This is a genomic window from Streptomyces sp. NPDC002851, from assembly GCF_053591935.1.
Map to the genome: position 1 here is coordinate 313,827 of NZ_JBSFUT010000001.1, position 12,053 is coordinate 325,879.

General features: G+C 70.8%; 12 protein-coding genes. 5 read left to right on the forward strand and 7 right to left on the reverse strand.

What is annotated here, in order from left to right; all coding sequences use genetic code 11:
* The first annotated feature begins 124 nt into the window (after positions 1-124).
* Entirely contained in the window at positions 125-898 is a 774-nt protein-coding gene (locus tag ACWD10_RS01520; RefSeq protein ID WP_451085737.1) for an alpha/beta hydrolase, read from the forward strand.
* Positions 899-929: 31 nt separating this feature from the next.
* On the opposite strand, the gene ACWD10_RS01525 is transcribed toward ACWD10_RS01520, so the two are convergent.
* The 3 genes from ACWD10_RS01525 to afsQ1 form a co-directional block, all read right to left on the reverse strand.
* Positions 930-1,568 carry a hypothetical protein gene (locus tag ACWD10_RS01525; protein WP_451085739.1) on the reverse strand — a complete coding sequence of 213 codons (639 nt, stop codon included), beginning with the start codon at positions 1,566-1,568 and terminating at the stop codon, positions 930-932.
* Positions 1,565-3,274 (reverse strand): ATP-binding protein, encoded by a 1,710-nt coding sequence (locus ACWD10_RS01530; RefSeq protein ID WP_451085741.1) that lies wholly within the window; start codon positions 3,272-3,274, stop codon positions 1,565-1,567. Before ACWD10_RS01530 ends, ACWD10_RS01525 begins: the two co-directional genes overlap by 4 nt.
* 88 nt (positions 3,275-3,362) lie before the next feature.
* Entirely contained in the window at positions 3,363-4,040 is a 678-nt protein-coding gene (gene afsQ1, locus ACWD10_RS01535; RefSeq protein WP_451085743.1) for a two-component system response regulator AfsQ1, read from the reverse strand.
* Between the two features lie 221 nt (positions 4,041-4,261).
* On the opposite strand from afsQ1, the gene ACWD10_RS01540 reads away from it, so the two are divergent.
* Positions 4,262-5,041 (forward strand): SigE family RNA polymerase sigma factor, encoded by a 780-nt coding sequence (locus ACWD10_RS01540; RefSeq protein ID WP_451085745.1) that lies wholly within the window; start codon positions 4,262-4,264, stop codon positions 5,039-5,041.
* Positions 5,042-5,602: 561 nt separating this feature from the next.
* On the opposite strand, the gene ACWD10_RS01545 is transcribed toward ACWD10_RS01540, so the two are convergent.
* Positions 5,603-6,241, reverse strand: a complete 639-nt coding sequence (locus tag ACWD10_RS01545; protein WP_451085747.1) for a uridine kinase family protein — start codon at positions 6,239-6,241, stop codon at positions 5,603-5,605.
* 154 nt (positions 6,242-6,395) lie between these two features.
* Here ACWD10_RS01545 and ACWD10_RS01550 point away from each other — a divergent pair, with 154 nt between their 5' ends.
* Positions 6,396-6,842, forward strand: a complete 447-nt coding sequence (locus ACWD10_RS01550) for a hypothetical protein (protein WP_451085749.1) — start codon at positions 6,396-6,398, stop codon at positions 6,840-6,842.
* A gap of 85 nt (positions 6,843-6,927) precedes the next feature.
* Here the strand turns inward: ACWD10_RS01550 and ACWD10_RS01555 are convergent, their stop codons facing one another.
* The 3 genes from ACWD10_RS01555 to deoC are packed head-to-tail and all read right to left on the reverse strand — an operon-like array spanning position 6,928 to position 10,308.
* Positions 6,928-7,911: an aldehyde dehydrogenase family protein gene (locus tag ACWD10_RS01555; protein WP_451085751.1), complete on the reverse strand. Its 984-nt coding sequence runs from the start codon at positions 7,909-7,911 to the stop codon at positions 6,928-6,930.
* The gene (locus ACWD10_RS01560) at positions 7,904-9,352 is read right to left on the reverse strand and encodes an aldehyde dehydrogenase family protein (RefSeq protein ID WP_451085753.1); all 1,449 of its coding nucleotides are present in this window, start codon (positions 9,350-9,352) and stop codon (positions 7,904-7,906) included. Before ACWD10_RS01560 ends, ACWD10_RS01555 begins: the two co-directional genes overlap by 8 nt.
* A 5-nt stretch (positions 9,353-9,357) precedes the next feature.
* On the reverse strand, positions 9,358-10,308 hold the full coding sequence (gene deoC, locus ACWD10_RS01565; RefSeq protein WP_451085895.1) for a deoxyribose-phosphate aldolase: 951 nt from the start codon (positions 10,306-10,308) through the stop codon (positions 9,358-9,360).
* A 726-nt stretch (positions 10,309-11,034) separates the two neighbouring features.
* Here deoC and ACWD10_RS01570 point away from each other — a divergent pair.
* Positions 11,035-11,622 (forward strand): PH domain-containing protein, encoded by a 588-nt coding sequence (locus ACWD10_RS01570; RefSeq protein ID WP_451085897.1) that lies wholly within the window; start codon positions 11,035-11,037, stop codon positions 11,620-11,622.
* A 123-nt stretch (positions 11,623-11,745) separates the two neighbouring features.
* Complete coding sequence (locus ACWD10_RS01575) at positions 11,746-11,931, forward strand: hypothetical protein (protein WP_451085755.1); 186 nt, start codon at positions 11,746-11,748, stop codon at positions 11,929-11,931.
* Positions 11,932-12,053 lie beyond the last annotated feature (122 nt).

Sequence of the window (12,053 nt, forward strand, 5' to 3'; positions counted from 1 at the left end):
GACGACCGGGTTCTGGACGAGAGCGGCCGCCGTGCGCTCAACTGGACGTTACCGGCCGTACATTGAGGTACGCCCGACCGACCTAGCAGAAGGGCGGCGCCCACCGTGGCGCACAACTGACCCGATGACGAAGGCAGCGACGGCGCACGCAGCCCGCCTCGGGCGCGCGGCCGGCACACAGGCAGGAACGGTCAGCGGCGTGGTGCTGCTGCTGCCCGGCGGCGACGAGACCTCGGAGCGCCGCACCTCGGCGCTGCACACCGGCCGGATGCGGCTGCTCGGCCGCTCCCTCGCCCGCGCGGGGCGGGGACACGGCCTGGTCACGCATGTGGTGCGGTACGGCTCCCGGGGCTGGAACGGCACCGACGCGCAGCTCGCGCGGGACGCCCGCTGGGCCGCCGACGAGGTGGTACGGCGGTACGGCGACGTCCCGGTGTGCCTGGCCGGGTTCGACATGGGCGGCCGCGCGGCGCTGCACGCGGGCGGCCACACCGCCGTCAACTCCGTGCTCGCGCTGGCCCCTTGGCTGCCCGAGGACGATGTCGCGGTGCCGTCGGAGCCGGTGCGGCAGCTGCTCGGGCGGCACGTCCTGATCGTGCACGGCACGGACGACCGGCGCACCGACCCCGAGCTGTCCTTCCGGTTCGCGGAACGCCTGAAGAAGACCAACCGGGACACCTGCCGGTTCGAGGTGCACTCCGACGGCCACGCGATGCTCCAGCACCGCTCCGAAGTCTTCGCGCTCGCCGCCGATTTCGCGCTCGGGGCGCTTTTCGGACGACCTTGGTCGCGCCCACTCCGGGACGCCTTCGCGGCACCGCCCCCCATTGGGCTGCGGATGCCGTTGGCGTACGGCTTCGGGCAGTCGTTGCCGGGGCCCAGGCGTGGCGGTGGTTGACCGGCGCGTCCCGCGGGCGCCCGTCGCGCGGTCAGCCGACCGTCTCCGCCGGGGCCGGGACCGTGCCGGGGCGGGAGCGGAGTTCGTCGGTGCACTCGTAGCGGCGCAGCGGTGAGTCGGGGCCGGGGCCGCCGAGGATCACCGAGCCGTTGGCCTCGGTAGCGACGTTGTGCGCCAATGTGCAGACGATCTGGGCCAGTTCGTACGGGGTCATCTGCTCGGGCGGCTTGCTCAGGCGCAGCGCGGCCCGGTCGTCGCCCGGGCGGGGCCCGGAGACGGTGAGCTTGCCGTGCACGTCGGAGGTGAACCCGGCCCGGTCCTCGGCCTCGGTCGGCTGGGTGCGCAACTCGTCGAGCAGGGCCCGCGCGATGCTGATCCGGTCGTTCGCTCCGCTGTTGCCGGAAAGCTTCACCGTGCGGTCCACGCGCACCAGTTGGGAGCCGCACACCAGATAGATCTGTACCGGCATCCCGTCGTCGTGCGGCCGCGCGGCCACCTCCGCCTCGGTGGTCACGCAGGGCACCCGGGACGGCGCGGCCCCGAAGTCCGTGGGCACCTCGGTGGGCCGGATCCCGCACCCGGCGAGCAGCGCGGTCAGCCCCGCGGCAAGGGTCACGCCCCACAGAGCCCTTCGTGTGCGCCGGACTCGGCCGACGTACCGCCTGCTCATCGGGACGCACCTTCTTCCGTACCGTCTTCGCGGGGCCCGTCGCCCTTGCTGCCGCCGCTGTCACCGCTCCGGCTACCGCTGCCGCCGCCCTGCTGCTCTCTCTGCTCGCCCTCCTCGGCCGGTCGCTCGACCATGTGGGACGCGTCGCGGGGCAGGCGGAGGGTGAAGACGGCGCCGCCTTCGGGGGAGTTGGCCGCGGTGATCTCGCCGCCGTGGATGTGGGCGTTCTCCATGGCGATGGACAGGCCGAGGCCGCTGCCCTCGGAGCGTGGCCGGGACGCGCTCGCCTTGTAGAAGCGGTCGAAGACGTGCGGCAGGACTTCCTCCGGAATGCCGGGGCCGTGGTCCCGTACCCGAATGATCAGTTCCGTACCGTGCGCACCGTCCGTACCGTCCGTGCCGTCCGTGCCGTCCTCGGACTCGCGCACCGAGACGCGTACCGGCGAACCGCCGTGCTTGAGCGCGTTGCCGATCAGATTGGCGAGGACGACGTCTAGGCGGCGCGGGTCGAGGCGGGCCCGGAGGCCGCGCTCGGCGTCGAGTTCGACGGCGTCGAGCCAGGCGCGGGCGTCGATGCAGGCGGTGATCTGGTCGGCGATGTCGACGTCATCGAGGACGAGCCGGGCGGTGCCCGCGTCGAAGCGGGTGACCTCCATCAGGTTCTCGACCAGGTCGTTGAGCCGACGGGTCTCGCTGACCACCAGCTTCACGGCCGGGGCGATCATCGGGTCGAGGGTGTCCTCTTCCTCCTCAAGGACCTCGGTCACGGCGGTGATCGCGGTCAGTGGCGTCCGTAGCTCGTGCGACATGTCGGCGACGAAGCGGCGGCTCGACTCCTCCCGCGCGCTCATGTCCGCGACCTTCTTCTCCAGGGACGCGGCGGTCGCGTTGAACGTCCGGGACAGCTCGGCCAGTTCGTCCGTGCCCGAGACCCGCAGGCGGGTGTCCAGCTCGCCCTCGCCGAGGCGGCGCGCGGCCACGCCGAGCCGGTGCACGGGCTTGAGCACGGTGGTGGCGGCGGCCTGCGCGAGCAGCGCGGCGCCGACCAGGGCGAGCGCGGTGGCGATGCCGAGGGACCAGGCGAGGGAGTTGAGGTCCTTCGCCTCCGCCTCCAGGGACTTGAGCATGTACCCGGTGGGGCCGCCGCCCATCACCCGCGTACCGCCGACGAGATAGGGCGTCCCGTCGATCACCCGCCGCTGCCAGAACAGGCGATACTCGGGCTGAGCGGTCCGGGCCGGACCGTTCCCGGAGTTGACCTCCTGCGGCTTGTCGACCGCCTTGCGCAGCGACTTCGGTACGTCGTCCAGCGTGAAGGCGTCCAGTTCGGAGTTGCCGACGACCGGCTTGCCGTCCGGGTTCGTGCCGATGAGCAGGACGCTGTAGTCCTGGCTGCCGTGCGTCATGTTGCGGGCGGCCCGGTCGAGTTCGTCCATGGTCGGGCGCTGCGGCAGCGAGGCCACGCGGTCCTGCATGGCTTGCTGGAAGTCCTTGAGCGCGGCGTCCTGGGTGCGGGTGAGTACGGCTTCGCGGTTGAGCCAGTACGCGATGCCGGAGGCGGACACCGCGGCGGTCAGGGCCACCAGGGCGAAGACCACGACGAGCCGCAGCCGCAGGCTGGTGAAGCGGAGCCCGGCGAGGGCGCGGGGCAGACGCCGTCGCTTCTTCTGGGAGGAGTCGCCGCTGTCCGTCACGGGCTCGGACATCACGTCAGTCGCGTCAGTCGCGTCAGCCGCATTGTTCACATGGGTCGCATGGGTCGCATCGTTCGCGTCAGTCACAGAGGGGAGTCACTCACTGGGGGGTGTCGAGGCGATAGCCGACACCACGGACCGTGCGGATCAGGGTCGGCGAGGACGGGACGTCCTCCACCTTCGCGCGCAGCCGCTGCACGCACGCGTCCACCAGGCGCGAGTCGCCGAGATAGTCGTGCTCCCACACCAGGCGGAGCAGTTGCTGCCGGGAGAGCGCCTGGCCGGGCCGTCGGCTCAGTTCGAGGAGCAGCCGCAGCTCGGTCGGCGTGAGCTGGAGATCCTCCCCGTCCTTGGTCACCGTCATCGCCGAGCGGTCGATGACCAGGGAGCCGAACACCGCGGCGTCGTTGGCCTCCCGCTCGCCGCGGCGGAGCACCGCGCGGATCCGGGCGTCCAGGACGCGGCCCTGCACCGGCTTCACCACGTAGTCGTCGGCGCCGGACTCCAGGCCCACCACCACGTCGATGTCGTCACTGCGCGCCGTGAGCAGGATGATCGGCAGCTGGTCGGTGCGCCGGATGCGCCGGCACACCTCGAACCCGTCGATCCCCGGCAGCATCACATCGAGCACGATCAGGTCGGGCCGCTGCTCGCGCAGCAGCTTCAGACCGTCCTCGCCGGAGGCGGCGGTGGACACACGGTGCCCCTGGCGCGTCAGCGACAGCTCCAGGGCCGTGCGGATGGCGTCGTCGTCTTCGATCAGCAACAGGGAAGGCACGGTGGTCATTCTGGCCTATGGGGCGGTGGGTTTCGACAGTTGGGCAGCGTCCGCACGTTCCTCGCACGGACGCGTGCCACTCCGGCCGCCGTTCACCCATCCCTCGACCCCTGTGACAGGCCTGTGACAGTCGGCAGACACCCCGATGAAAGTCCCCCGGCAGGATTTTGGTCACACGGAACGGAACGGAACGCAACGGGATCTCCACGACGGGGGGCGCGATGAACACGCTGCACAGCACCGCAACTGGGGCAGTGGTCACGCGCCTGCACGACGTGACCCGGAGCGACCGGAGCGAGAAGTCCGGTGCTGTGAGCGGGCGGGGGTGCGCTCGCGGCATCGGGCGTCAGCACACCACGTATATGACGGTGGTTGACGCACACGGGACCCTCAACGGGGGGACCAACGGGGGATCCAACGGGGGGACCGCGTACGGGGAGGCCACGGGGGAGCGGCCGTCCCTGCCGGAGTCGGTCGACGCCGAAGCGGCGTTCACCGCCTACGTGCAGGAGCGCCGCGCCTCCCTGTACGCCACCGCCTACCACCTGACCGGTGACCGGTACGAGGCCGAGGACCTGCTCCAGAGCGCGCTGTTCTCGACGTACCGGGCCTGGGACCGGATCAGTGACAAGGCCGCGGTCGGGGGCTACCTCCGCCGCACCATGACGAACCTGCACATCAGCGCGTGGCGTCGCCGCAAGCTGAACGAGTACCCGACCGAGGAGCTGCCGGAGACGGCGGGCGACACGGACGCGATGCGCGGCACCGAGCTGCGCGCGGTCCTCTGGCAGGCCCTGGCGCGGCTGCCGGAACTGCAGCGGACGATGCTCGTACTCCGCTACTACGAGGGCCGTACGGACCCGGAGATCGCGGACATCCTCGACATCAGCGTCGGCACGGTGAAGTCCAGCATCTGGCGCTCCCTGCGCCGACTGCGCGACGACGAGGCCCTGAGCCACGGCCGTGACCTGGAGGAGTCCTTCGGCGAACTGGTGGCCTAGCCACCGTCCGGCGAAGGCTGGCGCCGCTTCGGGGGAGGCGGCGGACACGGGGGTGACCGGGGCGACCCGGGAAGCCCGAGGGGAAAGAGGGGGAAGAGAAGAGGGGGGAAGGAAGAGGGGAAACGGGGGAAACAGGGGAGGAAGACCGGGAGCAACGGGGATCTGGGGAGATCCCCACCGCTCCACGGACACCACGGGGATCCGGGGGGATCCGCGGGGGTACGGGGGACAGGGGGAACACGGGGGATACGGGGGACACGGGGGGAACAGTCAGCGGGACCGGAAGGCCGGGGGCCACCGGTCCCGCGGGCATTTCTGCCCTGTACGCCCGCACGGCTACCCGTAGTTACGTTACGCATTCCGGCCCGGCGTGACGGAGCCCGCGCCCGGACCTTACGGAGCCCGCGCCCGAGCCCGGATCCTACGAAGCCCGCGCCCGCGCCCGAGCCCGATGAAGCCCGAGCCCGACCCCGAGCCCTACGAAGCCCGAGCCCGGACCGTACGAAACCCGAGCCCGACCCCGACCCTGAGCCTTACGAAACCCGCGCCCGAGCCCGAGCCCTACGGAGTCTCAGCCCGAGCCTTCACACACCGCCCCGCAGCCGCGGCCGCGAGCCGCCCCAGGGCCTCCTGCTTTCCGCAAGGGTGCGCACCGAGCGAAGTCTGCCGGGCCACGATCGCCCGCTCCGAGCGCATCAGGCGCCAGCCCCGGCGCAGCAGGAACGCCGTCGATTTACGACTTTCCCGAAGGTCCCGCCAGAGTCGCCGACGGAACGTGGTCGTGGGTCGCCCCCGCAGGCAGAGCGCGTCCGCGAGGACGCCGAGGGAGCGGCAGCGCTCCACGATGTCCGCGGCGAAGATGCCCTCGGCGATGAACAGCGGGGTGCGCTCGATGTCGAAGGCCTCCTCGCCCACGCGCGCGCTGGAGCCGATGTCGTACACAGGTACCCGGGTACGCCCGGTGCGGCACAGTTCCTCGATCGCGGAGACCGCCACATCGGCGTCCCAGGACGCGGGCGAGTCCCAGTCGATGTCCGTACTGCCCGCGACCAAGGGGAGCGACGGGTCGTCGCCCTCCTTGTAGAAGTCGTCGAGGCGCAGGACCGGAAGACCGGAGTGGGCGGCGAGGCGCGACTTGCCGGCGCCGGAGGGGCCGGAGAGAAGAACGACGCGCGTCGGTATCGGGGGATGGGCACTCACGGGACACCAGTGTGAGGCATTCCGCCGCGCAGGCGACCCCGCAAGCAGGCCATTGGTGAGCACATCACACGTCAACTACGCTGCGTGCGCGCAGCATCACGCAGTGAGGCGGCGAACGCGCGAAAAGCGGGAACGAGATCACCGGAGCGTAGCCATGGCAGTACGACACGCAGCACCCAGACGACAGGGCCCCGGCCTGCTGCGGGCCTCGGTCACCGCGACCCTCGCGGGCGCCGCGCTCGTGGCGGGCGCGGGCACAGGGGCGGCGGCCGCGGGCACGGGGGCGGCGGCCGCGACCTCGGGCCCGCTCGAGACTTTGGGGCAGGCCGAACTTTCCGTTCCCATGGCCGACTTCGGCGACTCGACGTCGCTCTCGGAGGGCGTGAAGAACGCGACGACGTACGGCATCGCCCCGGCGAAGACGCTGAAGCTCAACCCGCTGGCGGGCACGGGCGTCGACCCACTGGACAACAAGGTCGACACCCAAGTGGCCGACTTCCAGCCGGTCTCGACGGGCGCCCTGACGTCGCCGCTGGCCTCCGGTGCTTCGTTGGACGACTTGCCGGTGGCGGGTCCGGTTTCGGGGGTGCTGCCGGGCTGAGCTCGCACTTCGACGAAATCGCCGGAGGGGCTGAAGGCCAGCCTCTCCGGCGATTTCGTCGTTTCAGCCCCTCCGGCTCAGCACCTCAGTACGACGACCCCGAGGCCCCGAGAGACCCGGTCGGATGCCATACGGTCTTCGTCTCCAAGAAGGCGGTGAGCCGCGAAGTCCCGGGATCGGCGGCCCAGTCGACAGGGTCCGCGCCATCCACACCCTGTGGACGAACAACCCGCTTGAGATTCTCCGCCGCGGCAACCTCCAACTCGGCGGCCAACTCGCCCTCCGCCCCCGCGAGATCAACCGCGTTGACGTCCTGATGCGCGGCCAGCGGTGCCGCGATCTCCGCCGTACGCCCGGACAGAATGTTCACCACACCCCCCGGCAGATCGGACGTCGCAAGCACCTCACCGAGCGACAGCGCGGGCAACGGCCGCTCGGCCGAGGCGACGACCACGGCCGTGTTCCCGGTCGCGATCACGGGCGCGACCACCGACACGAGCCCCAGGAACGACGACTCCTGCGGCGCGAGCACCGCCACCACACCCGTCGGCTCCGGCGTGGAGAGGTTGAAGAAGGGCCCCGCGACAGGGTTCCCGCCGCCCACGACCTGGGCGACCTTGTCGGTCCAGCCCGCGTACCAGACCCAGCGGTCGGTGGCGGCGTCCACCTGCGCCGCGGCCTTCGCCTTGGAAAGCCCCTCGGCGTCGGCGACTTCGCGCACGAACTGCTCGCGCCGACCCTCAAGCATCTCCGCGATGCGGTACAGGATCTGACCGCGGTTGTACGCCGTCTTCCCGGCCCAGCCGCCGAACGCCTTGCGCGCGGCCACGACCGCGTCCCGGGCGTCCTTGCGGGACGAGAGCGGAGCGTTGGCCAGCCAGTTGCCCTTTGCGTCGGTCACCTCGTACACCCGGCCGCTCTCGGAACGCGGAAACTTCCCGCCGACGTACAGCTTGTAGGTCTTGAACACGGACAGTCGGGTCTGCTGCTCAGTCTTCGTCTGCTTCTCAGTCTTCGTCTGCTTCTCAGTCTTCGTCTGCTTCTCAGTCTTCGTCTGCTTCTCAGACATCGAGGTAGGCCTCCAGACCGTGGCGGCCGCCCTCACGGCCGAACCCCGACTCCTTGTAGCCGCCGAACGGCGAGGTCGGGTCGAACTTGTTGAACGTGTTGGCCCACACCACGCCCGCCCGCAGACGGTCGGCGACGGCCAGGATCCGGGAGCCCTTCTCGGTCCAGATGCCCGCCGAGAGGCCGTACTGCGTGTTGTTGGCCTTGGCGACGGCCTCGTCGGGCGTACGGAAGGTCAGCACCGAAAGCACCGGACCGAAGATCTCATCACGGGCGACCGTGTGCGCCTGCGTGACCTTGGTGAACAGCGTCGGCGCGAACCAGTAGCCGGAGGACGGCAGTTCGCACGGCGCCGACCAGCGCTCGGCACCTTCGGCCTCGCCGGTCTCGACGAGGGCGGTGATACGGGCCAGCTGCTCGGCGGAGTTGATGGCGCCGACGTCGGTGTTCTTGTCGAGCGGGTCGCCGAGCCGCAGCGTGGTGAGCCGCCGCTTGAGCGCGTCGAGCACCTCGTCCTGGACCGACTCCTGGACGAGCAGCCGCGACCCGGCGCAGCAGACCTGCCCCTGATTGAAGAAGATCCCGTTGACGATCCCCTCGACGGCCTGGTCGATCGGAGCGTCATCGAAAACGATATTGGCGCCCTTGCCACCCAGCTCAAGGGTGAGCTTCTTACGGGTCCCCGCGACGGTGCGGGCGATCTCCTTGCCCACGGCCGTGGACCCGGTGAACGCGACCTTGTCCACGTCCGGGTGGCCGACGATGGCCGCGCCCGTGTCGCCGTACCCGGGAAGGATGTTGACGACGCCCTTGGGGAGCCCGGCCTGGCGGCAGATGTCGGCGAAGAAGAGCGCGGAGAGCGGGGTCGTCTCGGCGGGCTTGAGCACGACGGTGTTACCGGTCGCGAGCGCGGGCGCGATCTTCCACGCCAGCATGAGCAGCGGGAAGTTCCACGGAATGACCTGCCCGGCGACACCGAGCGGCCGCGGGTCGGCCCCGAACCCGGCGTGGTCCAGCTTGTCGGCCCAGCCCGCGTAGTAGAAGAAGTGCGCGGCGACGAGCGGCAGATCGGCGTCCCGCGTCTCCTTGATCGGCTTGCCGTTGTCGAGCGTCTCGAGAACGGCGAGCTCGCGCGAGCGCTCCTGAATGATCCGGGCGATCCGGAACAGATACTTGGCGCGTTCGGCTCCCGGCAGCGCAGACCAAGCACCGAAGGCCTTGCGAGCGGCCTTGACGGCCCGATCGACGTCCTCCTGCCCGGCCTGAGCGACCTCGGAGAGCACCTCTTCGGTGCTGGGAGAGATGGACTTGAAGACCTTGCCGTCGGCGGCCTCGGCGAACTCCCCGTCGATGAAGAGCCCGTAGCTGGGCGCGATGTCGACGACGGAACGGGACTCGGGCGCGGGCGCGTACGTAAAAGCGTTGCTGTTGGTATCGGTCATGGCGATCAGTCCACCGTCACGTAGTCGGGACCGGAGTAACGTCCGGTGGCGAGCTTCTGACGCTGCATCAGGAGATCATTGAGCAGCGAAGAGGCGCCGAACCGGAACCAGTGGTTATCCAGCCAGTCCGCGCCCACCGTCTCGTTGACGAGCACCAGGAACTTGATGGCGTCCTTGGACGTACGAATCCCACCGGCGGGCTTCACACCGACCTGAACCCCGGTCTGCAGCCGGAAGTCGCGCACGGCTTCGAGCATGAGCAGCGTGTTGGCGGGGGTGGCGTTGACCCCCACCTTCCCGGTCGAGGTCTTGATGAAGTCGGCCCCGCCGAGCATGCCGAGCCAGGAGGCCCGCCGAATGTTGTCGTACGTGGAAAGCTCGCCGGTCTCGAAGATCACCTTGAGCCGGGCGGCGCTGCCGCAGGCGTCCTTGACGGCCCGGATCTCATCAAGAACCTTCAGATACTTCCCGCCGAGAAAGGCCCCACGGTCAATGACCATGTCGATCTCATCGGCCCCGGCGGCGACGGCCTCGCGGACATCGGCGAGCTTGATGTCGAGCGCGGCCCGCCCGGCGGGAAAGGCGGTGGCAACGGAGGCAACGAGCACCCCGGACCCGGCCACGGCCTCCTTGGCGGTGGCCACCATGTCCGGATAGACGCAGACGGCGGCGGTCTTGGGAGTCGTACGGTCGGTCGGGTCGGGGTTGACCGCCTTGGCGCCGAGAGCCCGGACCTTGCCCGGGGTGTCGGCGCCTTCCAGGGTCGTCAGATCGATCATCGAAATGGCCAGATCGATGGCGTACGCCTTGGCCGTGGTCTTGATCGAACGGGTCCCGAGCGAGGCGGCACGCGCTTCGAGCCCGACCGCGTCGACGCCGGGCAGCCCGTGCAGGAACCGGCGCAGAGCACTGTCGGACGCGGTGGCGTCGGCGAATGCGGGTGCAGTGGTGGGCATGGTCACCAGACGAGCATATCTACGCGCGTAGCGACTGTATAGGGGGGTGCGCCGCCCCCTGGCCTGTCCTGACCTGCCCCGCCCGTCCTGTCGTGCCCTGTTCCCGTCCTGTGCGGCGCCGCAAGCCAGCCCGTCCCGGAGGCCAGGGGGCCGACGCTGCCAACCAGCCCGTCCGGCGTTTGAGGACGAGCGCGTTCAGCGCGATAGAGCGGGGTCCAGGGGGCGCAGCCCCCGGTGAGGGCCGCCCGGCCCGGGCCCGTGGCCGCCCGGCCCGGGTCCGTGGTCACCGACCCGGGGCCCGTGGTCACCGACCGGGATCCAGGGTCAATGACCCAAGGTCCAGGGCCCGGGGGCGGGAGCCCGGGGTTCCGGGGTCCGGGGCAGGGCCCCGGTTCCGGGAAGGGGCGGGGCTGGGGAAGAATCAACCGCATGACGAGCCCCGACGAGCAGCCCGAGCGAAAGCCGCGTCGCGAGACCCCCGGCGAACTCCAGGGCAAGCCGCCGCACGACGCCGGGCCGCCCGCCGAAGGCACCCAGGCCGGGACGCCCGCCGAAGAAACCGAGGCCGGGACGCCCGCCGAAGGCACCCAGGCCAGGAGGCCAGCCGCAGGCACCCAGCCCGGGACGGCAGACGAGGCCCGGACCGCCGCCCCCGCCTCCGCCCCCGCCCCCGCCCCGGCCCCGTCCCCGACCTACGCCGACCGCGTCTTCCGCTCAGGCTCCGGCATCGCCGCAGGCGTCGTGCTCCTTGCCGTCGGCGTCTGGCTCGCCGCGGACGCCGTGATCCGCGGCACCGGCCGCGTCCCGTGGCTGACCCTCGCGGCGCTGATCCTCGGCGCCCCGCTGGTGGTCGCCTACACCCTGCGCCCCGCCGTGTACGCCAACGCCGAGCGCCTCAAGATCCGCAACCCCTTCCGCACGATCACGCTCCCGTGGTCCGCCGTGGAGGGCGTCCGCTCCGGCTATTCCAGCGAGGTCTTCGCGGCCGGTACGAAGTACCAGCTCTGGGCCATCCCGGTCTCCCTGAGGGCCCGCAAGAAGGCAGCCAGGCAACAGGCCCGCGCAGCGATGGACGCCCCCCGCGGCCGCACCACCCCGCCCCCCACGACCTCCCGCCGCCCGGGCGCCACCACACCGGAGGAACCCCCGAGGGCCCCCTCGGACCAGGCCATCGAAGACCTCCGCGACCTCGCCGAACGCCACGCCGCCGACCCGGCCGCCCAGGGCGAGCCGACGGTCCGCTGGGCGTACGAGATCCTGGCGCCGGTGGTCGCGGGGCTGGTGTTGCTGGGCGTACTCCTGCTGGTCGGCTAGGGCACGCTCAGGCCAGGACAGCAAGCTCAGGCCCCGATAGGGTGCCGTCTTCCGGGATTCGGCCCATGCTGGTGCTACAGGCCGCACTAGACGGCTCCGCACGAGCGGACGAGGTGGATTGGAATGCAGAACCCGCCGCCGGAAGAAGAAACCCGCCCCTCCAAGCTCTACACGGGCTCGGAACGTCCCTTCGACCCCGAGGACCTGGTCATGGCCAGCGGCCAGGACGTAACCCCGGCTCGGCTGGAGAAGGCGAAGAAGCTCATCGAGGAAGAGGGGCCTGCGGCACTCGAAAGGTACTTGCCTTAGAGGGGGGCGCTCAGCCAGTGGCTGCGGGCAGAGGTTGAAGCAGCGCCCGCAGCCCGGCAATACGCTCACTCACCACCTCCCGGGAACACGCTCACTCACCACCGCCCGGTCGCCCGCTGTGA